The sequence below is a fragment of the Streptomyces sp. Go-475 genome (genome assembly GCF_003330845.1).
GTDB lineage: Bacteria > Actinomycetota > Actinomycetes > Streptomycetales > Streptomycetaceae > Streptomyces.
Genome location: NZ_CP026121.1, coordinates 7,171,946 through 7,196,425 on the forward strand (window position 1 = coordinate 7,171,946; position 24,480 = coordinate 7,196,425).

A 24,480-nucleotide genomic window follows, 5' to 3' on the forward strand; every position below is an offset into this window, starting at 1 on the left:
TCCTCACGTCTGGGAGCGGGCAGGGGGCGGTGCCGGTCGGGCGGGTGCGCCGGGCGCCTCCGGCTCGGTGGCCGGACCGGCCGGGCCCAGCCGGTGCACGTCGAGGTCCCGTTGCAGGTACTCCATCCGCCGGTCCATGAACTGCTTCACGTGCGGCTGCGCCAGATGCCGTGCCACGGCCTCCTCGGACGCCCACCTCTCGTAGCAGACGAACAGGTCGGGATCCGCCAGGTCCCGGTGGACCCGGCACTCCAGGCAGCCCTCCTCGGTCCGGGAGCGCTCGGCGAGCCGCACCAGGAGGTCGCCCAGTTCCGCGGCCCGGCCCCGCCTGGCGCGGGCGAAGGCGACCGCCGACAGCGTCGTGTCCTGGTTCGGTGTCATGTCTGTCATTCCTCTCCCGGTGCGGGGCGGGCCGGGTCAGCGCAGCAGCGTTCCTCCGGTGGCGTCGAGGAAGGCGCCGGTGATCCAGCGGGAGTCGTCGCAGGCGACGAAGGCGACGACGTCGGCGATGTCGGAGACGGTGCCGACGCGGTCGAACACGGACAGCGCGGCCATCCGCCGCAGGGCCTCGGCGTCGCGGAACACCGGGTCTCCGTTGTCGGTGACGCCCGGTGCCACCGTGTTGATGGTGATCCCACGGGCGGCGAGAACCGGAGCCAGGTGCCGGGTGATCTGCTCCAGGGCGCCCTTGCCCATGGCGTACGCGATGTGCTCGGGCACGGCGGAGCGGGTCATGCCGGAGGAGATGTTGATGACGCGGCCGCCGTCCGGGATGAACCTCAGGGCCTTCTGGATCAGGAGGAACGGCGCCTTGGCGTTCACCGTGTAACACCGGTCGAGCATCTCCTCGGTGACCGCGTCCGGCATGGCGCCGGTGAAACCGGTGACCGCCGCGTTGTTCACCAGGATGTCGATCGTCGCCGCCCCGGTACGCTCCACCAGACCCTGTTCGACCGCGGCCAGCAGCCGCTCCACCGATCCCGGCCCGCCCAGTTCGGCCTGCACGGCGAAGGCGCGTCCGCCGGCCTTCTCGATCAGTGTCACGGTCTCCCGCGCCGCGGTCGCGTCGGCCGCGTAGTTGACGGCCACCAGGGCGCCGTCCCGGGCGAGCCGCCGTGCGATGCCGCGACCGATCCCGCGGCCCGCCCCGGTGACCAGAGCCGTCCTGTTCCGCAGCCTGCTCACGTGATGTCCCTTCCCCGCGGATGGCGGAAAGCGCGCAACGGGCGTCGTCCCTCAGCCCGCGTGGACGGAGGCGTGGAAGCTGTAGCGGGCGCCGGCGTCCGCCGCGCTCTGCCCCATGTGCTCGAGCAGCGGCACGATCACCTCCTCGATGTGGGCGACCGCCTCCGCCTCCGAGGTCCACTCGGAGAGCAGGAAGATGCCGGTGCCGTCCACGGCGATGTGGAAGTTCGCGGCGAGCGCCCCGGGGTAGGCGCGGTCCTCGCCCTCGTTGCGCTCCTCGTTGTCGAGGAGCCCGTCGACCCACTTGCGGGCCGCGTCGTGGCTGTCCATCGTGAACACGGCGGCGGGGTAGCACTGCGGCAGGGGCACCGGATCCGGCAGCACGGTGGGCCGTACCACGCGGTAGAGCTGGTAGGCCCTGGGTGTTCCCGGCTCGATGCCCAGCGCTCGCCAGTCGGGGCGCCGCGCGTCACCCGCCCGCTCCAGCTCCTCGACGGAGGCCCACTGGGCGTAGGTCAGCAGCGAGGTGCCGTCGGTGCTGGTGAACAGGGACTGGGACACCAGGCCGGCCGGCCACGGGTCGGATTCCCACCGCGCCACGACGGCGGCCGCGGCGGAGCGCTGCCGCCGGGCGTCGCCGGTGACGACTTCCTCGACCTGGGCGACGGAGACGTCACCGCGGTCGATGACGGGCCGGACGTCGGACGCTGGGGGCATGATGGCGACTCCTTCAAGGACGTACTCACGGGCGGGGTGGGGGACTTGGCGGTATCGGCGGTTCTCAGCGGTCGTCGGCGGCCACTCACCGATCCTTGTGGCCGATGACGAGAACGTCGTCGTGAAGGCCCGGAACCTCCGTGGTCTCGGGCCTGAAGCCCGCCTCGGACAGCCAGCCGTGCAGCTCTCGCACGGTGTACTCGTGACCGCCCCGGGACCAGACGAGCATGGCCAGACTGGCGAGCACCGCGTGCATCGGCGGCTGTTCGCCGCCCGCCATCGGGTCGTAGACGAACACCGCCCCGCCCGGCCGGACCGCCTCGTAGGCGCTCTTGAGCAGCCGGACACGGTCCTCGGTGTTCCAGTTGTGCAGGACGTGGCCGAAGACCAGGACGTCGGCCTCGGGCAGCGGATCCTCGAAGAAGTCGCCGCCGTGGAAGGTGATCGCCGAGGCGGCGCCGCCGAGGGCGGCCATGTGCCGGGTGAAGGCCGGCTCCAGCTGCGGCAGGTCGAAGACCGCGCCCGTCAGGTGCGGGTTCTGCGACACCACGTGGTGGGCGAAGTTGCCGCGCGCGCCGCCGATGTCGACGAAGGACGTGTAGCGGCTCCAGTCGAGCCGGCTCAGGGCCAGCGACACGGGCGTGTTGAGCAGGTCCATGCTGTCGAGGAAGCCGTCGGTGGCCTCCGCGTCCTGGTAGAGGGTGTCGTACGGGTTGCCCGCGACGGCGGCGCGGTTGTGCGGCCGGCCGGTGCGCAGCGTGGAGGCGAGCCCGTCCCAGGCCGGGTTCAGCTCGCGTTCGCAGAACTGCAGGTAGCCACCCAGGTATTCGGCACGCCCCCGCACCAGGAAGCGTTCGGCGACAGGCGCGTTGGAGAAGGTGCCGTCCACCTGTTCCAGCAGACCGAGGTGGGTGAGCCCGACGAGGAGGTCATGGGTGCCGAGCGGCACCAGCCCGGTCCGGTCGGCGAGTTCGGCGGAGGTGGCGGGCTTGTCCGACAGCGCGGTGAAGACGTCGGACTCGACGGCGGCCAGCAGGATCCTCGTCTGCCAGTAACCGGCCATGATGCCCATGATCGGTCCGGGGGTCACGGGCGACTCGGGTGACTCAGCAGCCATGTTCGGAAGACTCCTTGATGCGAAGGGGATGGAGGGGCAGGGGAATGCGTCACGCGCTTCGGACGTGCCGGTGGAAACGCTTGAAGCCGATCGGCCGCACCCCCGGGATCCGGGTACTGACGCGGTAGGTGCCGGCCCGGCCCGCGCCGTCGAGGAAGGCGTCGTGTGCCTCGTCGGTGGTCCATTCGGCGAAGTTCAGGACCCGGGTGCCGTCGAGCGTGGTGTGGAAGGTGGCGGAGAGCATGCCGGCGCGCGTGTCCTCGGGCTGCGACTCCAGCGCGTCGCAGAGCGCGTCGATGACGGCCCGCTGCCGGTCCGGCCCGTCCACGTCGAACGTCGCGACGACCACGCAACCGGGCTCGGCCGGCGTCGGGTCGAACACCACACCGCGGTACGGCCGGTAGTCGACGGCCTCGACGGCGGCCGGTCCGGTCAGCGACCGGGCGAAATCCCGGTAGGCGTCGGGGTCCGAGACCTGGACGCAGGTGAGGGCGGTCTCCTCCGCCGTGTCCAGGTAGGCGCCGTGCGAGAGGACTCCGGCGGGCCGCGGCACGGCCGCCCACTCGTCCAGGACGTCGTCGAGGAGCGCACGGCCGGTCGCCGCGTCGGGCACGTACCGCATGGTGACGAACGCGGCGGCCGCGCCGCTGCGGTGGAAGGCGTGCGCGCCCCGGTGCTGTCGGGTGGTTGTGCGCTGTTCAGTGCCCGGCATGGTCCGTCCTTCCGATCCTTCCGTGGGGGGTGCGTCGGCCGGTGACCGCGACGGCGAACCCCAACGCCGTGACACCGGTGCCGATCAGGAGCGCCGCGCGATAGCCCTCCCCGTACGTGAGCGGCAGCGCGACCAGCGGCAGCAGGAGACCGGTGCCCAGCTGGACGCACGTCTGGTAGAGCGAGACCGCCGCGCCCCGGTCGGCCGCGCCGACGGACGCGGTCGCCTGGAGGTTCAGGGCCGTGAAGGCGCAGCAGAAGCCGGCCTCGACCAGCAGCAGCGCCGGCAGCATCCCGAGGACGTACGGGCTCCCCTCGGGCTTCGCGAGGTAGAGGGCGTGGCCGAGCAGCGGAAAGAGCGCGCCCAGGGCGATGAGCCGCCCGGTCCCGTACCGGGCCACGAGACGGCCCGCGAACGGCACGGCCAGGGCCAGCGGCAGGCAGGCGGGCAGCAGGGCGAGCGCGGTCTGCCAGGGCGTCCAGCCGAGCCGCTGCGCCTGGAACGTCATCAGCACCAGCAGGCTCTGGTAGGTCCCGTTGAGCGAGGCGGCGCCGAGCGCGGAGCGCAGCAGGGCGCGGTCCCGCAGCAGGGCCGGGCGCGGGGGGCGCGGGGCGGGGCCGTCCGCGCGGCCCGGCGGCAGGACGTACAGTCCGCACACCAGCAGCACCAGTGCCACCGGCGCCGGGAACAGGAACGTCCAGCGCCAGCTCGACTCGACCAGCAGGCCCGCGAGCAGAAGTCCGGCGGTGAAGCCGGCGGCGCCGAAGAGCGAGTAGAGCGACACCGCCCGGCGGCGCGCGCGGCCTTCCGGGAAGGTGTCGTTGATGATGGCCAGGCCGGCCGGCGCGGTCAGCGCCGCGCAGCAGCCCTTGAGGACGCGGAGGGCGACGAGCGCGGCCAGGCCGTCGACGAAGCCCCCGGCCAGCGAGGCGAGACCGAACAACAGCATCGCGCCCAGGTACACCGGGCGCCGCCCGGCGCGTGCCGCGAGCCGCGGCCCGGCGAGCAGCGTCACGGCGAAGCCGAGCGCGAAGCCGCTCATCAGCCACTGGACCTCCCAGACGGACAGCCCGAGCCGGGTGCCGATCGTCGGCAGGGCCATGAGGACGACGGACACCTCGATGGCGTCGAGGAGCATGTTGCCGCTGAGCACGAACAGCAGCAGCCGCTGTCGCCCGGTCCGGCGTCCGGCTGCCTCGGCGGCACCGGCGACGGGGTGCGCGGTGTCGCTCACCACGGCAGCACCTGGCCGCCGGGCGTGCCGTCCTCCCCCAGGAAGGCGGCGGTGGGCCCGTCGTCGTCGAGGGTGGCGAGCAGCACCGGGACGCGGGCGCCCTGCTCGACGCCGAGGACGCCGTTGTGCCCGTTGATGTCGGTGGCGACGAAGCCGGGGGAGGCGGCGTTGACGAGGATGCCGGTGTCGCGCAGTTCGTTGGCGTAGGCGAGGGTGACGGCGTTGAGCGCGGCCTTGGAGGTGCCGTAGGCGAGCATGGCGGGGAACGTGCCCGGCGGGAACACCCCCGAGGGGTCCTCCCGCGCGGCGGCGGCCGCGAGTGAGCCCACCGCGCTGCTGACGTTGACGATCCGGGCGGAGCCCGCCCTGCGCAGCAGCGGCAGGAACGCGTTGGTGACGGTGACGACGCCGAACACGTTGGTCTCGTAGACCCGGCGCACCTGCTCGGCCGAAGTCTGGCTGGGGGCCTGCTCGGGGACGCCGATGCCGGCGTTGTTGACCAGGACGTGCAGCGGGCCCGTCTCGTCCGCCACGCGCTTGGCGGCGAGCGCGACCGAGTTCTCGTCGGTGACGTCGAGGTGCAGGAACCGTACGTCCAACCCCTCGGCGCGCAGCTCGCGTTCGGCGGCGTGGCCGCGCCCCGGGTCCCGGGCGCCGAGATGGACGACGTGGCCGCGTTCGGCGAGCTGCCGGGCGATCTCACGGCCGATTCCCTTGTTGGCTCCGGTGACGACGGCGACGCGTGCGGTGCCGGGGGCCTGCTCGCCGCGGGACGGGACCTGCTTACCGGGGGTCATGGGCTCCTTGCTTCCTTCGTCGGTCGTGGGCGGCCGGCCGAACCGGTCGGCGGGCGGGGCGCGGCCGGGATCAGCCGAGCAGGGTGCCGCCGGTGGCGTCGATGAAGGCCCCGGTGATCCAGCGGGCCTCGTGGGTCGCCAGGAAGGTCACCACGTCGGCGACGTCGTCGGCCTCGCCGACCCGTTTGAAGGCGGAGAGCTGGGCCATCGCCTCGACCGCCTCGGGTATGTCGAAGATCGCGCCGCCGTTGTTGGTGATACCCGGCGCCACGGTGTTGACGGTGATGCCGCGGGGCGCGAGGTGGCGTGCCAGGTGCAGGGTGAGCTGCTCCACCGCGCCCTTGGTCATCGCGTAGACCAGCTGGTCGGGGTTGGCGGTGCGGGTGAGGCCGGAGGAGATGTTGACGATGCGGCCGCCGTCGGGCATGAGCGGCAGGGCACGCTGCACGATGAAGTACGGCGCCCTGGCGTTGACCGCGAAGTAGCGGTCGAACTCCTCGGGGGTGATGTCCTCGGGCGGTTGGCCGGTCGTGGTGACACCGGCGTTGTTCACGAGGATGTCGAGCCGGCTCTCGCCTATGCGTTCCTTCAGGCCCTGCTCCACGCCGAGGAACAGCTCGTGCGCGTCGCCGGGGACGCCGAGTTCGGCGCGGACCGCGAACGCGGCCCCGCCCTCCTGCTCGATGAGGGCGACGGTCTCCTGCGCCGCCTGCTCGTTGGCCGTGTAGTGCACGGCGACCAGGGCGCCCTGGCGGGCGAGGGCCACGGCGGTGGCCCTGCCGATGCCGCGGCTGGAGCCGGTGACGAGGGCGGTCTTGTCGATGAGCCTGTCCACGGTTGACCTTCCGGGTGTCGGGGTGTGCCGGGCGGGCGGCCTGGGCCGCTCCTGGACGTCGAGGCCGCTGATCATGCGGGCGAGGTGGCGCTGAACGGCGTCGTGGCGCAGCAGTTCGCCGAAGACGTCCCGCAGCGCGGTGACCTCCTGGCCGCCGAACAACAGCCGTGCCTGGGCCTGGATGTTGGTCAGCGTGCGGGCGCCCACGGGGTGCCGCTCGTCGTGGTAGCTGTCGAGGAGTCCGGGCCGGGCCGTGCCGGTGACCTCGCGGGCGAGTTTCCAGCCGAGGCCCGCCGCGTCCTGCAGCCCGAGGTTCAGGGCCTGCCCGCCGACCGGCATCTGGACGTGGGCGGCGTCACCGGCGAGCAGCACCCGGCCCCGGCGGTACTGCGTGACCTGCCGGGAGGCGTTGCCGAACCGGTTCAGCCAGAGCGGCTCGCCGTGGCGGATGTCCTCGCCGGTGACCGCCGACCAGGCCGCGGCGACGCGCTCGAAGTCGACCTCGCCGCCGGGCGCGGCACCGTACTGGTGGACCATGAGCCGGGTGACGCCGTCGGGCCTGCGGTAGGCGGTGGCGACACCGTCCGGGTAGCGCTTCAGGCGCCGGTCGTCGAGGGTGAGGCCCGCGACGTCGGCGCGCAGCATCTCCTTGTCGGCGTCGCGCCCGGCGAACTCGAAGCCGGCGAGTTCGCGCACGGTGCTCGGTTCACCGTCGCAGCCCACGAGGTAGGCGGCGGTGAGGTCGTACGGTTCCCGGTCCGGGCCGAGGACCCGCACCCGTACACCGTCCGCGGTCTGGGTGAGGCCGGTGACCGTGTGGCCGCGGCGGATCTCGGCGCCGAGGTCGGACGCGTGCCGCTGGAGGACCGCTTCGAGCCTGCTCTGCAGGCATTCCCACTGCCCGGCGTACGGGTGCTCCGGCTCGGCGGCCGCGAGGTCGAAGCGCAGGCCGCCGAAGTGGCCGGGGCCGAGGGCGGGGAGGGGGCCGAGGCGGTCCAGGATGCCCCGCTCCGCGAAGATCTCCATGGTCCGGGTGTGCAGCACGGACGCCCGTGACTCGCCGGTCGGCTCGGGCAGTGTCTCCAGGACCAGGGCGCGCGCGCCGTTCTCCCGCAGTTCGGCGGCGAGCAGCAGACCGACCGGTCCGGCGCCGACGACGATGACGTCGGCGGCCGTGGCGCGCCGGGTCACCGGCGGCCTCCCCGGCCGCGCCGGGCGGCCGCCGGGCCGAACCAGCGGTCCAGTGCGGTGCTCACGCCGTGGTGGCTGCCGGGGGCGGCCCAGGCGACATGGCCGTCCGGGCGCAGCAGGACGGCACTGGTGCCGGCCAGCGGGCTGTCGTCGGGCAGGGCACCGGGGGTGGCCGTCACGATGTCGACGCGGGCGCGCCAGCCCTCGGCGCGGCGGCGCAGTACGGCGTTGTCGGCGAGGTCGAGCAGCACGCCGCGGCCGGGCCGCAGCAGCTCGGTGCTGCTGGTGGCCCGGGTGCCGGCGGTCAGGGGCAGGTGGGGCATGCGGCGGCCGAGGAGCGGGTGGGTGCCGGGGCCGACGTCGTAGCGGATGTCCAGGCCGCTGACCTTGGCGGCGAGGTGCCGGGCCACCTCGGGGTACGGGAGGAGTTCGGACAGCACGTCGCGCAGCGGCTGCACCTCGGCGCCGCCGAGGACGAGCAGGCTCTGGGCCTGGGTGTTGGCCAGCATCCGGCGGCCGACCTCGTGGCGCTCGGTGTGGTAGGTGTCGAGCAGCGACGCGGGGGCGTCGCCCTTGAGGACGGCGGCCAGCTTCCAGCCGAGGTTGAAGGAGTCCTGGACGCTGGTGTTCATGCCCTGTCCGCCCGCGGGCAGGTGCACGTGCGCGGCGTCCCCGGCGAGCAGGACACGTCCGCGGCGGTACTCCGTCACCTGGCGGGTGGCGTCGCCGAACGCGCTGACCCAGACGGGTTCGGCGTGCGAGATGTCGATGCCGGTGAGCCGCTTCCAGTGATCGGCGACCTCCGCGAAGGCGGGCGGGGCGGTGCGCCGCTGCGGGGGGATGCCGCGCTCGCCGACGATGATCCGGTGGATCCCGCCGGGCAGCTTGGCGACCATCACGAAGCCACCGCCGACCTGCTGACCCGTCATGCGGGGCTCCAGGTCGACGCCGCGGATGTCGGCCAGCAGCATCTCCGTGGTCGCGGCGGTGCCGGGGAAGTCGAATCCGGCCGTCTTGCGCACGGCGCTGCGGCCGCCGTCGCAGCCGACGAGATAACGGGCCTCGATCTCCTCCTCGCCGGCCGCGCCGCGCACCCGCACGGTGACCGACTCCCCGCCGTCGCTCAGGTCGAGGAAGGTGTGCCCGCGGCGGATGTCGGCGCCGAGTTCGGTCGCCCAGGACTCCAGGGCCGCCTCGGTGACCGACTGGGGTACGGTGCGGGCCGCCTGGTGGGCGGCGCCGAGCACCCCGACGTCGAGGGGCAGGCCGCCGAAGTGGCCCATGTCGCTCGTCTCGTACGCACCGAGGCGGCGCAGCAGCCCGCGTTGGTCGAATATCTCCATGGTGCGGGTGGCCAGACCTATTCCCCGGGATTCTCCGGTGCGCTGTGGCAGGCTTTCCAGCACCGTCACGTCAATTCCCGCGAGACGCAGTTCCCCGGCGAGCATGAGCCCTGCGGGCCCGGCTCCGACAATGACCACCGAAGTGTCCATGCATATCCCCTGACGTACCCGCGACGGAAATCGAATACAAGGTCTGCCGACATCATTCCGGAGATTCAGAAACCGGTTCAAGCGGCTCCGCTCCAGAGGAATCACAAGAAATGTCAGGCGAATGAAAAGTCCGCTGACACCGCGGCGGCCGCACGCGCCGCGAGAAGGTCACGCGGCGCGGCGCCAGCTGCGCGGGCCGCCGAAGCCGGTCGCGCGTTCCAGCCGTCGCCAGCGGGCGAGTGGCCGGGACGGCTCGGCCGCCGGCGCGGGGACGCCGGCCGCCGCGGCGCGGGCGAGCAGGACCACGGTGAGCGCGGCCAGTTCCTCCTCGCTCGGGCTGCCCTTCTCCACCCGGAAGTACGTCGTGTGCCGGTCATTCATGGGGGGCTCCTGTCCGTCACTGGGGAGGGTTGCCGTGCTTGCGGTGCGGCAGGCCGGCGTCCTTGGCCCGCAGCATGGCGAGTGAGCGGATCAGCACCGCACGCGTGTCCCTGGGGTCGATGACGTCGTCGACGAGGCCCCGTTCCGCCGCGTAGTAGGGATGCACCAGCTCCCTGCGGTACTCCTCGATCTTCTGCGCCCGCATCGCCTCGGGGTCCTCGGCCGCGGCGATCTCCCTGCGGAAGACCACCCCCGCAGCCCCTTCGGCGCCCATCACCGCGATCTCGTTGTCCGGCCAGGCCAGTGCCACGTCCGCACCGATGGAGCGCGAGTCCATGACGATGTACGCGCCTCCGTACGCCTTGCGCAGGACCACCGACACCCGGGGGACCGTCGCGTTGCAGTACGCGTACAGCAACTTGGCGCCGTGGCGGATGATCCCGTTGTGTTCCTGGTCCACTCCGGGCAGGAATCCGGGTACGTCGACGAGGCTGACGAGCGGGATGTTGAAGGAGTCGCAGAACTGCACGAACCGCGCGCCCTTCTCGCTGGCCCTGATGTCCAGCACGCCGGCCAGGGCCGCGGGCTGGTTGGCGACGAAGCCGACGACCTGCCCGTCCAGCCGGGCCAGCGCGCAGACCAGGTTGGTCGCCCACGCGGCGTGGACCTCCATGAAGTCGCCGTCGTCGACGAGTTCCGCGATCACCGACCGGACGTCGTAGGAGCGGTTGCCGTCGGCGGGGACCAGGTCGGGCAGGGCGTCGCCGCGCCGGTCCGCGGGATCGTCGCTGTGCGCCGCCGGCGGGAGTTCACGGTTGTTGGACGGCAGCAAAGACAGCAGGTAGCGGACCTCCGCCAGGCAGGTCTCCTCGTCGTCGTAGACGAAGTGCGCGACGCCGGAGGCCGTGCCGTGGGTGTCGGCGCCGCCGAGGCCGTCATGGGTGATCTCCTCGCCCGTGACCGCCTTCACCACGTCCGGGCCGGTGATGAACATCTGCGAGGTCTCGCGGACCATGAACACGAAGTCCGTCAGGGCGGGACTGTAGGCGGCGCCGCCCGCGCACGGGCCGAGCATCACGCTGATCTGCGGGATCACCCCGCTCGCCTGGGTGTTGCGCTGGAAGATGCCGCCGTAGCCGGCGAGGGCGGACACGCCCTCCTGGATGCGGGCGCCCGCGCCGTCGTTCAGCGACACCAGCGGGGCCCCGGCCGCGATGGCCATGTCCATGATCTTGTGGATCTTGGCGGCGTGCGCCTCGCCCAGCGCTCCGCCGAAGATGCGGAAGTCATGGGCGTACACGAAGACCGTCCGGCCCTCCACCGTGCCCCAACCGGTGACCACACCGTCCGTGTGCGGCCTCCTGTGCTCCAGCCCGAACCCGGTCGCCCGGTGCCGGCGCAGCGCCTCGATCTCGGTGAAGCTCCCCTTGTCGAGGAGCAGTTCGATGCGTTCCCGGACCGTCAGCTTGCCCTTCGCGTGCTGGCGTTGCGTCGCCTTCGGATCCGGGCCGCCGCGGATACGTTCCTTCAGTTCGGCCAGTTCACCGAACCGGTCGGGGCCCGGCGTCCCGGGTGCCTCGGCCCCGGGTGCCTCCGGCGACGATGTCCGACCTGGCATGACGTTCCCCGTTCCTCTCGTGGCGTGTCTCTGTGTCCGTCCCGAAGCCCGGCGCCAGTCGCTCGGCCAGGGTCCGCGCCGAGTCGCCGGGCAGCAGCTCCACGGGGTGCGGGGTGACGCCCAGCGCCTGTTCCAGCCGACGTTTGAGCAGCAGCGCGGTGACCGGGTCCACCCCCTGGTGGCACAGCGGCCGGTCGGCGCTGAACCGGTGACCCGGCGGCACCCCCAGGAACTCCGCCAGCGCACGGCAGATGTGCTGCTCGATGACCCCGGCGCGGGCGTCCGGACGCACCGTCGGCAGCACCTCCGGCAGCCGCTGGAACCAATGGCGCACGGCGTGGGGTGAGGACTTGCGGCGGCTTGCCTCCATCGGCCCTTCCCTCTCGAACGGAAATCCTCCGGCCGGCGTCAGCGCCGGCTCTCCGCGTAGGCCTTCGCATGGCCGAGCGTGGCGCGGCTGTTGGTGCTGAGCGCGGCCTGCACGTACGCGCGTGCGTCCTCGACCGTCGCGCTCTCGCCCAGGACGGAGGCGATGTTGGCCGTGTTGAGGACGACGGTGTGCTGCGAGGAGGCGGCGACGCCGCCCTCGTTCTCCCGGAAGGTCCAGTAACCGGTGTGCAGGGTCATCAGCGCCGGAAGCGTGACCTGCTTGTACGCGATCTTCTGGACCGGCTGGCAGACCCGGTACGACTTGGTGGTGTGGGTGGAGCCGTCCTTGGCCCGGGTGTCCATCTCGAGGATCTGCAGCCCCGGCGACAGCTCCTGGAGGTGAACGCGGGCCACGTGCGGCAGGCGTTCCTCCCAGAGTCCGGCCTCGTTGACGAAGTCGTAGACGTCCTTCGCGGTGCCGTCGATCTGCACGGTGTCCTCGAAGGAGAACGTCACCGCCTCCGCGGCGTGCGCGGCCTCCACGTTCGTCCTGAGGGCGGCGAGCTCCGCGCGCGAGTTGCGGTCGACGGCCTCGTCGATCCAGGCCAGGGACTTCGGGTCGTCGTCGATCGCCCGGTAGTCGTGCAGCAGCCGGACGCGGGCCTGTGCGTCGGACAGCGGCTCGATGATCCAGGTGCCGCCCATGGCGGCGACCGGCGGGGCCGGCACCTCCTGGCGGAAGGTGATCCGCAGGGCTTCCGGGTCCAGCGTGCGGTGCGAGGTCCAGTTCTTCGCCGTGTCGTTGGCGGTGGCCCAGATGCGGATGCGTTCCTCGTCCGCGCCGCGCTCGACATGGTCGACGTGGATGGTGGGCGGGAAGATGCGGGGCCAGTTCTCCACCTCGGCGATCAGCCGGTAGACGGCGGTGGCCGGCGCAGCGATCGTGATCTCGTGCTCCACTTCGCGCACGGTCATCTTCGGTCCTCCTGTCGGGATCAGAAGTTGCCCAGCCCGCCGCAGACGTTCATGGCCTGGGCGGTGATGGAGGCGGCGGAGTCGGACGCGAGGTAGCCGACCAGGCCGGCGACCTCCTCCGGGGTGGAGTAACGGCCGAGCGGGATCTTGGCCTGGAACTTCTCCAGGATCGCCTCCTCGGACGTGTCGTAGGCGGCCGCGTAGCCCTGCCGCACCCGCTGGGCCATGGGGGTCTCGACGTAGCCGGGGCAGACGGCGTTGACCGTGATGCCGGTGGGGGCGAGTTCGTTGCCGAGCGCCTTGGTGAAGCCCACCACACCGTGCTTGGAGGCGGAGTAGGGGGCGCCGAGCACCACGCCCTGCTTGCCCGCGGTGGAGGCGATGTTGATGATGCGTCCGCGCTTCTTCTCCCGCATGCCGCCCGTGGTCAGCACCTCACGGGTCAGGCGGAAGACGCTGTTGAGGTTGGTGTCCAGGACGTCGTACCAGAGTTCGTCGGCGATCTCGGCGGTGACGCCGCCACCGGACCGGCCCGCGTTGTTGACCAGGACGTCGATGGTGCCGAACGTTTCGACGGCCGCGTGCACGAAGGCCTTGACCTCGTCGCTCGAACGGACGTCCACCGCGGCGCCGGCGGCCTCGTGGCCCGCCTCCCGCAGTTCCTTGACGGTGTTCTCCACGTTCGACGCGTTGCGCGCGCCGATGAACACCCGGTGCCCCTGAGCGGCCAGGAGCCGGGCGATCGCGAGACCGATTCCGCTGGTGGCGCCCGTGATCAGGGCGACGCGCTTGTCCTGCTGCGACATGGTGTGCCTCTCCGCTGGTCGGTGTGACCGTGGTCGGTGGAGCTGTGTTCGGTGGAGCTGTGTTCGGTGGAGTCGTGGTCCGTGGGGCTGTGGTTTGTGAGGCTGTGGTCCGTGGGGCTGTGGGCGGACACCGGGTGGGGCGGTGCACCGGTCCGGCCCGCCGCGGTGGCGGTCAGGCGGCCGCCGCGCGCAGCTGCGCGTTGACGGAGGAGAGCAGCGCGCGCGGCGTGTTCACGATGGCCAGCGCCTCCTCGTCGAGGCTGATGCCGTACTCGCGCTCGATGCGGCTGCCGGTCTCCAGCAGCGCCAGCGACTCGTAGCCCAGCGACTCGAACGGCACGTCGAGGATGTCGCCGTCGAGGTCCACGCTCTCGTCGGCGCCGGCGCCCTCGGTCAGGATCCGCCGCAGGTCGTCGAGGGTGAATTCGGGGGTGGGCATGCCAGTTCTCCTTCTGCGCCGGAACGACGCCTTGGGACAGGGGGCGCTCCCGCACGCGGTCCGTGTGCCCGCGCGGAACGCCGGTCGGAAACGGTCAGTCGGCGGCGCGCACGACGACGGCCGAGTTGAAGCCGCCGTGCCCGCGGGCGAGCACGAGCGCCGTGCGTACCGGGGCGGTACGGGGTCGGGGCCCGACCAGGTCGAGGGGGTATTCGGCGGAGAGCTCCACGTTGACCGTGGGCGGGATCCGGCCGTCCCGGATGGACAGCAGCGCGGCGGCGAGGTCGAGGGGGCCCGCACCCGAGTACAGGCGTCCGGTCATCGTCTTCGGGGCCGTCACCGGAACTCCCCGCGGCCCGAAGACCGCCGTGAGGGCCTCGGCCTCGACGCGGTCCAGTTCGGGGACGGCCGCGGCGTCCGCGAAGACCACGTCGACCTCGCCCGGCTCGACGCCCGCGTCGGCCAGGGCCAGTTCGACGGCCTTGCGCAGCCCGGGTTCACGTCCGCTGCCGGGCCGTGGGTCGAACGTGGCGCCGTACCCGGCGATCTCGCCGTAGACACGGGCGTCGCGCGCCCGGGCCGACTCCCCGGACTCCAGGATCAGGATGGCGCCGCCCTCACCCGGCACATGCCCGGCGGCCTCGGCGTCGAAGGGCAGGTACGCGCTCGACGGCTCCTCGCCGCCGCTGATGCGGCCACTGGTGAGCTGGGCGACCCAGCCCCAGGGGCAGATCGAGGCGTCCACGGCACCGGAGACGATGAGATCGGTGCCCTTGCGGATCTGCCGCCGGGCCTGCGCCACGGCGTCCAGCCCGCCGGCCTGGTCGCTGACGACCACACCGCTGGGACCCTTCATGCCGTTGCGGATCGAGATCTGCCCGCTGTTGACGGCGTAGAACCAGGCGAACGACTGGTACGCGCTGACGTACTGGCCGCCCTGGCTCCACAGCTTCTGCAGTTCACCCTGGCCGAACTCGAATCCGCCCGACGAACTGGCCGTGACCACACCCATGTCGAACTCGGCGCGCTCCCCGGGGACGACGCCCGCGTCGGCCAGTGCCCAGTCGGCGGCGACGAGCGCGAGGCGGGTCATGTGGTCGGTCTGCGGAAGCAGCCGGCTGGGCAGCAGGTCCTCGGCGACGAAGCCGGGAACCTCGCCGGCCAGGGTCGCCGGGTAGGCGGACGGGTCGAACCGGGTGACGCGGCCGATGCCGTTCTTCCCCGTCAGGGTCGCCGCCCAGAAGTCCTTCGTGCCCAGCCCGTTGGGCGCGGCGACGCCCAGGCCGGTCACCACCACGGTCGCCGTCATCCCCGGTTCCTCTCGGGTCGGGCCAGCACCATGGCGCTCTGGAACCCGCCGAAGCCGCTGCCGACGGTCAGGACGGTGTCGACGAGCTGCTCACGGGCGACCAGCGGGACGTAGTCCAGATCGCACTCCGGGTCCGGCGTGTGCAGGTTGGCCGTGGGCGGCACGACGTTGTACTCCATGGCGAACGCCGACGCGGCGATCTCGATGGACCCGATCGCGCCGAGCGAGTGGCCGACCATCGACTTGATGGAGCTGACCGGCGTCCGGTACGCGTGGTCGCCCAGGCTGCGCTTGAAGGCCGCGGTCTCGTGGCGGTCGTTCTGCTTGGTGCCCGAGCCGTGGGCGTTGACGTAGTCGATGTCGGTGGGGTTCGTCCGCGCCTCGTCGAGGGCGACCCGGATGGCCTCGGCCATCTCCGCGCCGTCCGGCCGCAGACCGGTCATGTGGTACGCGTTGGAGCGCGTCGCGTAGCCGGCGATCTCGGCGTACACGTGCGCGCCGCGCTTCCTGGCGCTGTGCAGCTCCTCCAGGACGAAGACGGCGGCGCCCTCACCGAGGACGAATCCGTTGCGGGTGTTGTCGAAGGGCCGGGAGGCGTGTTCGGGGTCGTCGTACCGGGGCGTGGTCGCCTTGATGGCGTCGAAGCACGCCATGGTGATCGGCGAGATCGGGGCGTCCGAGGAGCCGGCGACCATGACGTCGGCGGAGCCTTCGCGGATCAGCTCGACGGCGTGTCCGACGGAGTCGATCCCGGAGGTGCAGCCCGTGGAGACGACGGTGGAGGGGCCCTGCGCCCCCACCGTCCAGGCGACCTCGGCGGCGAAGGAGCTGGGGACCAGGTAGTTGTACAGGTGCGGCACCGCGTACCGGTGGTCGACCAGGTGGAGCCGACCGCTGTCGCTGACGACGTTGTACTCCTGGTCGAGCCCCATGGTGGCGCCCACGGCGCTGCCGATGGTCACGCCGATCCGGTAGGGGTCGTACGCGTCCAGGTCGATGCCGCTGTCGGCGACCGCGCCCCGCGCCGCGACCACGGCGAACTGCGCGGCGCGGTCCATGCGCCGGACCTCCTGCGGGGTCAGGCCGTGGAACTCGGGGTCGAAGTCGATCTCCGCGGCGACCCGGGAGCGGAAGGGCGTGGGGTCGAAGAAGGTGATGCCGCGGGTCGCGGTACGGCCGTCGCTCAGCAGACTCCAGAAGTCCTTCGCCCCGACGCCACCCGGGGCGAGCACCTCTATACCGGTGATGACGACTCGCCGGCCGGTCACGCCGATGCCTCCCAGGTGTAGAAGCGGCTGGCCATCGCGTCGGCGGGTGAGCGCCAGGTCGCCGGGTCGTACGCCTCGATGTACGGCTTCAGGTCGTTGCTGATGCGGATGAAGCGCGGGTCGTCCTTCGCCTCCTGGATCAGCTCACCACCGTTGTCCGTGTCGAAGTCCTGCAAATGGAAGTACAGGCCTCGGAACTGGAAGAGCTGCCGTCGCCGCGTTCCCATACGGTGCGGCATTTCCGTCCCGTCGAAATCGGCGAAGATCTTGGCGACGTCATCGCTGGATCCGGGATCCATCCGGGCCACGATCAGCGTGCTGTGCATGCGTATTCTCTCCTCACTGCCCCGTCGAAGAAAAAGACGGCCAATGGATTCGGATTCAGTATCCGGGGGGAACTCGCACGACTTCAACAGCCGCAGTGTCAGAGCATTGTCAGAACCTGTCAGATTCTTCACGGGAATTCCGGGGGAGGGTCGGGGGCTGGATTCCCCAAGGACTTCGTCCCTTGATTCCCGCCGCCTGTCAGTCCTTGATCTCGCAGATCACCGCGCCCGAGGTCACCGACGCGCCGATCTCGGCGGACAGGGCCTTGATCGTGCCGGACTTGTGGGCGTTGAGGGGCTGTTCCATCTTCATGGCTTCCAGGACGACGACCAGGTCGCCTTCCTTGACTTCCTGGCCCTCCTCGACCGCGACCTTGACGATCGTGCCCTGCATGGGGGAGGCGAGGGTGTCGCCGGAGGCGACGGGGCCCGACTTCTTCGCCGCGCGGCGCTTCGGCTTGGCGCCCGCCGCCAGTCCCGTACGGGCCAGGGACATGCCCAGCGAGGACGGCAGGGAGACCTCCAGCCGCTTGCCGCCGACCTCGACGACGACCGTCTCGCGGCCCGGCTCCTCGTCCGTCTCGGCGTCGGCCGGCGCGGCGAACGGCTTGATCTCGTTGACGAACTCCGTCTCGATCCACCGGGTGTGGACCGTGAACGGGTCGGACGAGCCGGTGAGCTCCGGCGCGAAGGCGGGGTCCTTCACCACCGCGCGGTGGAACGGGATGGCGGTGGCCATGCCCTCGACCTGGAACTCCTCCAGGGCCCGGGCGGCGCGCTCCAGGGCCTCCTTGCGGGTGCGGCCGGTGACGATCAGCTTGGCCAGCAGCGAGTCCCACGCCGGGCCGATCACGCTGCCGGACTCCACGCCCGCGTCCAGGCGCACGCCCGGGCCGGACGGCGGGGCGAACGTGGTGACCGTGCCGGGCGCCGGGAGGAAGTTGCGGCCCGGGTCCTCGCCGTTGATGCGGAACTCGAAGGAGTGACCGCGCAGGACCGGGTCGTCGTAGCCCAGTTCCTCGCCGTCGGCGATGCGGAACATCTCGCGCACCAGGTCGATGCCGGCGACCTCCTCGGTGACCGGGTGCTCCACCTGCAGGCGGGTGTTGACCTCCAGGAAGGAGATCGTGCCGTCGAGGCCGACGAGGAACTCGACCGTGCCGGCGCCGACGTAGCCGGCCTCCTTCAGGATGGCCTTCGACGCGCGGTACAGCTCGGCGACCTGCTGCTCGGACAGGAACGGCGCGGGGGCCTCCTCGACCAGCTTCTGGTGGCGGCGCTGCAGCGAGCAGTCACGGGTGGAGACGACCACGACGTTGCCGTGGGTGTCGGCCAGGCACTGCGTCTCCACGTGGCGCGGCTTGTCCAGGTAGCGCTCGACGAAGCACTCGCCCCGGCCGAACGCGGCGACGGCCTCACGGACCGCCGAGTCGTACAGCTCGGGGACTTCCTCGAGGGTGCGGGCGACCTTCAGGCCGCGGCCGCCGCCGCCGAAGGCGGCCTTGATGGCGATCGGCAGCCCGTGCTCCTCGGCGAAGGCGACGACCTCCTCCGCACCCGAGACCGGGTCGGGCGTGCCCGCCACCAGCGGGGCGCCGGCGCGCTGCGCGATGTGCCGGGCGGCGACCTTGTCACCGAGGTCGCGGATCGCCTGCGGGGGCGGGCCGATCCAGATCAGGCCCGCGTCCAGGACCGCCTGGGCGAAGTCGGCGTTCTCGGAGAGGAAGCCGTAGCCGGGGTGGATCGCGTCCGCGCCCGACTCCCGCGCGGCCTTCAGCACCTTCTCGATGTCGAGGTAGCTGGTGCCCGGGGTGTCACCGCCCAGGGCGAACGCCTCATCCGCGGCGCGGACATGCGACGCGTCCCGGTCCGGGTCGGCGTAGACGGCCACGCTCGCGATCCCGGCGTCCCGGCAGGCCCGGGCCACGCGGACAGCGATTTCGCCACGGTTGGCGATCAGCACCTTGCGCACAACGGCTTTCTCCCGACTCGCTCGGCAACCTGGATTTCCGAGGCCTCGGATGCGACGCCCCGGCCCCGCCCATCAGCCTGCGCCGCCGGCCAACGCTCGTTCAACAAGGGCCGATTCAGACTTCTTCAGCTTTCCGCAGACGCGGTCAGGAACGCGAGAGGAGCCTCAGAAGAACGTCAGACGTGTGTCAAGTCGGCGAGATTGAGAGCTACTTCTCACCACCACGCTGAGTGACCGCACCACCTCCTCCTTACGGTTCGTTTCCCCCACCCGAAGACCGCCTGCAATGCACAGTTAACGTACGTTCCGGGTGTCGCGCGGCACGCGATGCGGACCGCGACGTGCGTGCCCGAGACCCGCAGCAGTTCACGGCCGCGAACCCCCGGGAAGCGCAAAGACCCGGTAACCAAACCGAAACGTCTCGTTCGATACCTGCTCTGATCACTTTCCGCTTACGCGTGCACACCTTGCGGGCATGTTGCATGGGTAAATGTCGGATATTCCACCCGTCTTACCCCTCGGTGTCCTCATTGACAAACCGACGGGAATGCTTGTTACCGTCCGACTGTCGTTCAACACTTGATGACGCGACGTCCGGAGGAGTGGATGGACCGGATGGCCTTATTACCCGTCGACCACCACATGCAGCGCCCGAGCGAAACGCACTCGGTGACTCACCACCTTGACAGACCCTCACCTCCGGTCGTCGCGGAGCGATCAGCCGCCACGAGCGGCCGGGCCCTGCGGGTCCTCGTCGTCGAGAGCGAGAAGCAGGCCGCGGACACCCTGGTGGAAGGGCTGCGCAGACACGGCCACCGCGCCCAGAGCGTGACCACCGGTGTCAAGGCACTGCAAGCGCATCACAGCGCCGACCTCGTCCTCCTCGACCTCGACCTGCCCGACCTGGACGGCTTGGAGGTGTGCCGGGGCATTCGGGCCACCAGCGAGACGCCGATCATCGCGGTCACCGCCCGCGGCACCGAACTCGACCGCGTACTCGGGCTCCAGGCGGGCTCCGACGACTACGTCGTCAAACCGTACGGCTTCCGCGAACTGCTGGCCCGGATCGAAGCGGTGATGCGCCGGGTCCGCTCCCGGCAGCCGGCCGCGCGGGTCATCACCTACGGCTCGTTGCGCATCGACGCCGACACCCGCGAGACCCGGGTGGACGGGCGGCGTGTGGAGCTGACCCGCAAGGAGTTCGATCTCCTCCATCTGCTCGCCTCGCAGCCCGGCGCCGTCTTCTCCCGTCGTCAGCTGCTGACGCAGGTCTGGGACGACGCCTGGTCGCGCCAGGGGCGCACCCTCGACACCCATGTCAGCAGTCTGCGGGGCAAGCTCGGGTCGAGCAGCTGGATCGTCACGATCCGAGGAGTCGGATTCCGGCTCGGCCATCCGTGATCTGGCGGGGGGATTTCGGATGATCCTGGTGCCGCCTCCCGGCCCCGGGCCGGCGTGTGCGTCCTGAAGCGCGTCCCGCCCTCGGGTGGCGCTCCGGAGGCCGCCGTTCCGAGCGCGTGCCCGGAACGGCGGCCTCCTCGTGTGCCCCTGGGCACCGGTGGCCGCTACCGGGAGACGGTGGCCGCCTCCTCGGCCGGCCCCGCGGCGGCCGCGGGCGCGTCCTCGGACCGCCCCGGCAGGAAGACCGTGGCGATCACCACCAGGGCGAGCGTCGCGATGGTGAACCAGTAGACGCCGTGGATGCCGCTCATCACGTCCCCGTCGCCCATGGTCTTCATGATCACGGTGACGAGGGCGATGCCGACGGCCGCGCCGAGCTGGTTGAGCATGTAGAGCACGGAGCTGCCCTGCGGCACCAGCGGCCCCGGCAGGGTCCGGTACAGCGAGCCCATCGTCGGCGCGCCGACGAAGCCCATGCCCGCGCCCATGATCAGCGCCGCTGCCGACGGCCACACCTCGGACGTGTCGGCGGAGATCTGAGTCAGCCACAGGCCGCCCAGCGCCGCGGCGACGGCGCCCCCTCGGGCCAGGCTCCGGCTGCCGATCCGGTCACTGAGGGTTCCGGCCAGCGGCATCGCGATGGCGGCGCCCAGGCCGATCGGTGTCACCAGCAGGCCGGCCGCCAGCGTGCCGTGACCGTGCGCCTGCTGGTAGTACAGCGGCAGGGCGAACAGGCTCGCGAACGTGGCCAGACCGTTCAGCGTCATCACCGAGACGCTCGCGGTGAAACTGCTGCTCCTGAACAGGCGCAGGTCGATCAGCGGGGGCGTACGCCGGACGCGCAGGGCATGCGTGGCGTAGGCGATGAGCATCGCCACACCGAGGGCGAGCGGGACGAGGACCAGTCCGTCGACGAACGCGCTCCGCTCCGCGCTCTGGGTCAGCGCCAGGACCAGGGCCGAGAAACCCGGCCCGAGCAGGGCCAGCCCGATGACGTCGAGACGGTGGTGGGCGGGCTCCGCGCCGCTCGGCTCGTCGGAGGGGACGACCTTCACCGCGAGCAGCAGCGCGAGGAGGCCGAGGGGGACGCTGAGCCAGAACATCCAGCGCCAGGAGAGGCCTTCGAGGATGGCGCCGCCGGCGACCGGACCGAGCACCGGCCCGAGCGAGAGGACGACACCCATCAGCCCCATGACCCGGCCGGCGCGCGCGGGCCCGGCGCCACGCGCCAGCAGCACGAGCACCAACGGGTCGAGAATGCCCGCCCCCAGTCCCTGCACGACGCGGAAGCCGATGAGGCTGCCCACGTTCCAGGCGAGCGCGCAGGCAAGTGACCCCGCCAGGAAGAGCGTCAGGCCGATGAGCCACATCCGCTTGCTGCCGAACCGGTCGACGGCCCAGGAGGTGAACGGGATCAGAGCGGTGACGGCCAGCAGGAAGCCCGTGGAGGCCCATCCGATGGCGCCGATGGACGCACCGAACTCCTCGCTCAGGGGATCGAGCGCGACCGACACCATGGTGCTGTTGAGGATGCCGAGCATCCCGCCCAGCAGGACCACGGCGATCAACCGCACCAGAGCGGGTTCCAGGCGGTCGGTCCGTAATTGCGTCACGACTCCTCCGTTGCTCTCCAGGGAAAATGAACCAAGGGGTTCAATGTAGCTATCTGACGAGTACCGACGCAACCATAGAATTGAACCTGCTGGTTCAATTAAGAGGGACCTCAGGTACGATGCCCAGGTGACCGAAGCAACCTCGACAGCAGCGTCGCGACGCCAGGCACCACGCGGCCGCATCGACAAGAGGCAGGCGATCCTGGATGCCGCGTTCACCGTGTTCGCGCGGGAGGGGTACGCCAACGCCTGCGTCAAGGAGATCGCCGCCGAGGCGCGCGTGGCCAAGCCGACCGTCTACAACCACCTCAACGACAAGGCGAACCTCTTCCACCACGCGGTGAAGCTGGCCGCCGAGACCGCCCTCGCCGAGAATCTGAGGGTCGTCGAGCGGCTCGCCACGCCGGCCGACGATCTGCGCGGCACGCTGGAGGACGTCGGCCGGCTCCTGCTCCGCTGCTACTGCAGCGACGAGTCCCGGGCCCTGCGACGGCTGCTCTGCGCGGAGGCCCACCGGTTCCCGGAACTGCTGGAGACCGTGCAGGCCACCGGGACGAGCCGGGTCACCGAGGCGTTGGCCGACCGGTTCGCGCGACTCACCCTCAGCGGCCACCTGCGCACACCCGATCCGGCGGAGGCCGCGGAGCAGTTCGTCGCGCTCCTCACCGGCCCCGCCGAGGGCCGGTCCCGCTTCGGGACCCGCCGGCTTCCCGACGAGGAACTCAGCTCCCTGGCCCGGTCGGCGACCGGCACGTTCTACCGGGCCTTCGGGGTCCCGGCCGCCGCGGCGCCGGCCGAACGGCCCTAGGGCCTGTCTGACAAAGGATCTTGGTTGGGTTCGCGGAGCCAGAGGATGAGTGCGGCGAGGTGGACTCCGGCCTTGTAGCGGGTGGCGAGTTTGTCGAAGCGGGTGGCGATCGCGCGGAACTGCTTGAGGCGGTTGAAGCAGCGTTCGATCACGTTGCGGGCCTTGTAAAGCTCGCGGTCGAAGGCCGGCGGTCTGCCGCCGGCCTTCCCTCGCCGCAGGCGGTTGGCCTTCTGGTCCGCCCGCTCCGGGATCACTGCCCGGATGCCTCTGCGTCGCAGGGACTGGCGGATCGCCCGGGACGAGTACGCCTTGTCCGCGACGACCGCATCGGGCCTGAGGCGGGGGCGCCCGGCGCCGGTCCGGGGCACCCTCAGCTCGTCCATGACCATGTCGAAGACGGTGGAGTCGTTGACGTTGCCGGGCGTGATGACGACAGCCAGGGGCAGGCCCCGGCCGTCGCAGGCGAGGTGGAGCTTGGTGGTCAGCCCGCCGCGGGACCGGCCCAGCGCCTGGCCAGCCGACGGGCGTGCCGGATCTTCCAGTTCGTCCCCCGCCGCCGCCCCTTTTTGCGGGCTCCGGCGGCGTGCTGATGGGCCCGGCTGATCGTGGAGTCGACAGACACGGTCCACTCCACGGCTCCGACGGAGTCGTCGCGGACATGGACCTGTTCGAGCAGGCGAGCCCAGGTTCCGTCCGCCTCCCAGCGGGCGAACCGTTCATAGACCGTCTGCCACGGCCCGTAGCGTTCCGGCAGGTCACGCCACGGAGCACCGGTCCGCAACCGCCACAACACCCCGTTGATCACCTGCCGGTGATCCCGCCACGGACGACCACGACCGTCAACACCAGGCAGCAGGGGCGCTATCCGCTCCCATGCCGCATCCGTCAACTCACCTCGACCCACCACAAGATCAATTATCAGACAGTGCCTAGCCGAAGCGGAGGCGCCCCGGTGCTCGGACACGTCGCCCGAACCAGGAAGCGCCCGGTGGGACGCCGACCGTGTCGGCGCCCCACCGGACGCTTCTCTCCCCGCTCCCCGGGCCTGTCCCGGCCTGGCGGGGCCCGGAGAGCGGTTCCGCTAGCGGGCCAGCAGCCGCTCGGTGAACTCGGCCAGGCGCGCGGCGGCCTCGCGATCGAACAGCCGCGGGTCGTCCACCCCGATCCGCTGCCCCTCGACGAAGGCGCTCAGCGGCTCGGCGGGCGGGGCGTCGATCACCTCCGCGATCGGCGCGACGGCCTGCTCCACCGGCTTGCCCATCCGCCTGATCATCTCGACCTGGGACTTGGTCACCGGGTCGTACTCCCCGGCGAAGCTGGTCGCCGTGCTCCCCGGATTGACCAGCACGTACCGGGTGCGTCCGCTGCCGTTGCGGGCCGCGTAGGCCACGCCGAGCAGGTCGTTCGCCATCCCCGCGTGCCGCTGCGCGGCGAGGCCGTCGTAGCCGGCGCGGAAGTGGGGGTCGTCCCACCGGATGGGCGGCTTGGGGATGCCCGGACCCGACACGTTGACGATGACCGGGGACTCGGACTTCTCCAGCGCGTCGGTCAGCCCATGGCTCAGCACATGGCGGCTGAGGTACTCCAGGGCGAAGGTGCTCTCGTACCCCTCGGCCGTCTCGGCGCGGGCGGACCGGAAGAACCGTGCGCACAGCACCAGGGCGTCGAGGGCGCCGAAGGTCTCGGTGAGCTCGCCGACGACCCGCCGGCTCTCGCCGACCAGGCTCAGATCGGCCGCGACGAAATGGGCGCGCTCGCCGGCGCCGCGCTTCTCCGCCTCCGCGAGTAACCGTTGCCCCTTGTCCGCGCTGCGGCCGATCACGACGACCCGGTCTCCCCGCTCCAGACGCTCCTGGGCCAGCCCCCTGCCGATCCCGTCGTTGCCGCCGGTGATCACGACCGTCTTCATGAGAA

The 24,480-nt window shown here is 71.5% G+C and carries 24 protein-coding genes; 2 read left to right on the top strand and 22 right to left on the bottom strand.

Annotated features, from left to right (window positions below; all coding sequences use genetic code 11):
- Nucleotides 1-3: 3 nt before the first annotated feature.
- From C1703_RS32665 to C1703_RS32755, 19 genes are all read right to left on the bottom strand, one after another.
- Complete coding sequence (locus C1703_RS32665; RefSeq protein ID WP_157993198.1) at nucleotides 4-381, bottom strand: putative quinol monooxygenase; 378 nt, start codon at nucleotides 379-381, stop codon at nucleotides 4-6.
- A 36-nt stretch (nucleotides 382-417) separates the two neighbouring features.
- Nucleotides 418-1,185, bottom strand: coding sequence for an SDR family oxidoreductase (locus tag C1703_RS32670; protein ID WP_114256214.1), 768 nt, complete (start codon nucleotides 1,183-1,185; stop codon nucleotides 418-420).
- A 51-nt stretch (nucleotides 1,186-1,236) separates the two neighbouring features.
- The gene (locus tag C1703_RS32675; RefSeq protein WP_114256215.1) at nucleotides 1,237-1,902 is read right to left on the bottom strand and encodes a hypothetical protein; all 666 of its coding nucleotides are present in this window, start codon (nucleotides 1,900-1,902) and stop codon (nucleotides 1,237-1,239) included.
- Nucleotides 1,903-1,987: 85 nt separating this feature from the next.
- Nucleotides 1,988-3,019 carry a methyltransferase gene (locus C1703_RS32680; RefSeq protein WP_114256216.1) on the bottom strand — a complete coding sequence of 344 codons (1,032 nt, stop codon included), beginning with the start codon at nucleotides 3,017-3,019 and terminating at the stop codon, nucleotides 1,988-1,990.
- 49 nt (nucleotides 3,020-3,068) lie between these two features.
- Nucleotides 3,069-3,731, bottom strand: coding sequence for an antibiotic biosynthesis monooxygenase (locus tag C1703_RS32685; protein ID WP_114256217.1), 663 nt, complete (start codon nucleotides 3,729-3,731; stop codon nucleotides 3,069-3,071).
- Complete coding sequence (locus C1703_RS32690) at nucleotides 3,718-4,965, bottom strand: MFS transporter (protein WP_232840661.1); 1,248 nt, start codon at nucleotides 4,963-4,965, stop codon at nucleotides 3,718-3,720. The genes C1703_RS32685 and C1703_RS32690 overlap by 14 nt, the downstream gene beginning before the upstream one ends.
- Nucleotides 4,962-5,762: an SDR family oxidoreductase gene (locus C1703_RS32695; RefSeq protein ID WP_114256218.1), complete on the bottom strand. Its 801-nt coding sequence runs from the start codon at nucleotides 5,760-5,762 to the stop codon at nucleotides 4,962-4,964. The genes C1703_RS32690 and C1703_RS32695 overlap by 4 nt, the downstream gene beginning before the upstream one ends.
- A 70-nt stretch (nucleotides 5,763-5,832) precedes the next feature.
- Nucleotides 5,833-7,788 (bottom strand): SDR family oxidoreductase, encoded by a 1,956-nt coding sequence (locus C1703_RS32700; RefSeq protein ID WP_114256219.1) that lies wholly within the window; start codon nucleotides 7,786-7,788, stop codon nucleotides 5,833-5,835.
- Entirely contained in the window at nucleotides 7,785-9,281 is a 1,497-nt protein-coding gene (locus C1703_RS32705; RefSeq protein ID WP_114256220.1) for an FAD-dependent monooxygenase, read from the bottom strand. The genes C1703_RS32700 and C1703_RS32705 overlap by 4 nt, the downstream gene beginning before the upstream one ends.
- A gap of 168 nt (nucleotides 9,282-9,449) precedes the next feature.
- On the bottom strand, nucleotides 9,450-9,662 hold the full coding sequence (locus tag C1703_RS32710) for an acyl-CoA carboxylase subunit epsilon (protein ID WP_114256221.1): 213 nt from the start codon (nucleotides 9,660-9,662) through the stop codon (nucleotides 9,450-9,452).
- A gap of 16 nt (nucleotides 9,663-9,678) precedes the next feature.
- A complete protein-coding gene (locus C1703_RS32715; protein WP_114256222.1) occupies nucleotides 9,679-11,280 on the bottom strand; it encodes an acyl-CoA carboxylase subunit beta in 1,602 nt (533 codons plus the stop codon).
- The gene (locus C1703_RS32720) at nucleotides 11,204-11,650 is read right to left on the bottom strand and encodes an acyl carrier protein (RefSeq protein ID WP_114256223.1); all 447 of its coding nucleotides are present in this window, start codon (nucleotides 11,648-11,650) and stop codon (nucleotides 11,204-11,206) included. Before C1703_RS32720 ends, C1703_RS32715 begins: the two co-directional genes overlap by 77 nt.
- 38 nt (nucleotides 11,651-11,688) lie before the next feature.
- Entirely contained in the window at nucleotides 11,689-12,624 is a 936-nt protein-coding gene (locus tag C1703_RS32725; RefSeq protein ID WP_114256224.1) for an aromatase/cyclase, read from the bottom strand.
- Between the two features lie 20 nt (nucleotides 12,625-12,644).
- Nucleotides 12,645-13,430: a 3-oxoacyl-ACP reductase FabG gene (fabG, locus tag C1703_RS32730; RefSeq protein WP_114256225.1), complete on the bottom strand. Its 786-nt coding sequence runs from the start codon at nucleotides 13,428-13,430 to the stop codon at nucleotides 12,645-12,647.
- A 172-nt stretch (nucleotides 13,431-13,602) separates the two neighbouring features.
- Nucleotides 13,603-13,869, bottom strand: coding sequence for an acyl carrier protein (locus tag C1703_RS32735; RefSeq protein ID WP_114256226.1), 267 nt, complete (start codon nucleotides 13,867-13,869; stop codon nucleotides 13,603-13,605).
- 94 nt (nucleotides 13,870-13,963) lie between these two features.
- The gene (locus C1703_RS32740) at nucleotides 13,964-15,178 is read right to left on the bottom strand and encodes a ketosynthase chain-length factor (protein ID WP_114256227.1); all 1,215 of its coding nucleotides are present in this window, start codon (nucleotides 15,176-15,178) and stop codon (nucleotides 13,964-13,966) included.
- Nucleotides 15,175-16,446, bottom strand: coding sequence for a beta-ketoacyl-[acyl-carrier-protein] synthase family protein (locus C1703_RS32745; RefSeq protein ID WP_114256228.1), 1,272 nt, complete (start codon nucleotides 16,444-16,446; stop codon nucleotides 15,175-15,177). The genes C1703_RS32740 and C1703_RS32745 overlap by 4 nt, the downstream gene beginning before the upstream one ends.
- A complete protein-coding gene (locus tag C1703_RS32750) occupies nucleotides 16,443-16,772 on the bottom strand; it encodes a TcmI family type II polyketide cyclase (protein ID WP_114256229.1) in 330 nt (109 codons plus the stop codon). The genes C1703_RS32745 and C1703_RS32750 overlap by 4 nt, the downstream gene beginning before the upstream one ends.
- Nucleotides 16,773-16,971: 199 nt before the next feature.
- Nucleotides 16,972-18,744 (bottom strand): biotin carboxylase N-terminal domain-containing protein, encoded by a 1,773-nt coding sequence (locus C1703_RS32755; protein ID WP_114256230.1) that lies wholly within the window; start codon nucleotides 18,742-18,744, stop codon nucleotides 16,972-16,974.
- A 582-nt stretch (nucleotides 18,745-19,326) separates the two neighbouring features.
- Between C1703_RS32755 and C1703_RS32760 the strand changes: the two genes are divergently transcribed.
- Nucleotides 19,327-20,145, top strand: a complete 819-nt coding sequence (locus C1703_RS32760) for a response regulator transcription factor (RefSeq protein ID WP_232840662.1) — start codon at nucleotides 19,327-19,329, stop codon at nucleotides 20,143-20,145.
- Between the two features lie 164 nt (nucleotides 20,146-20,309).
- Here the strand turns inward: C1703_RS32760 and C1703_RS32765 are convergent, their stop codons facing one another.
- Complete coding sequence (locus C1703_RS32765; protein ID WP_232840663.1) at nucleotides 20,310-21,758, bottom strand: DHA2 family efflux MFS transporter permease subunit; 1,449 nt, start codon at nucleotides 21,756-21,758, stop codon at nucleotides 20,310-20,312.
- 127 nt (nucleotides 21,759-21,885) lie between these two features.
- On the opposite strand from C1703_RS32765, the gene C1703_RS32770 reads away from it, so the two are divergent.
- Nucleotides 21,886-22,566: a TetR/AcrR family transcriptional regulator gene (locus tag C1703_RS32770; RefSeq protein ID WP_114256233.1), complete on the top strand. Its 681-nt coding sequence runs from the start codon at nucleotides 21,886-21,888 to the stop codon at nucleotides 22,564-22,566.
- Here the strand turns inward: C1703_RS32770 and C1703_RS32775 are convergent.
- Nucleotides 22,563-23,473 (bottom strand): IS5 family transposase gene (locus C1703_RS32775; RefSeq protein ID WP_198678204.1). Its coding sequence is split into 2 segments (ribosomal slippage): nucleotides 22,563-23,125 and nucleotides 23,125-23,473, totalling 912 coding nucleotides; the frame shifts between segments, so codons are not numbered across the junction. The genes C1703_RS32770 and C1703_RS32775 overlap by 4 nt on opposite strands.
- A 174-nt stretch (nucleotides 23,474-23,647) precedes the next feature.
- Entirely contained in the window at nucleotides 23,648-24,475 is an 828-nt protein-coding gene (locus C1703_RS32780; RefSeq protein ID WP_114256234.1) for an SDR family NAD(P)-dependent oxidoreductase, read from the bottom strand.
- Between the last annotated feature and the right edge of the window lie 5 nt (nucleotides 24,476-24,480).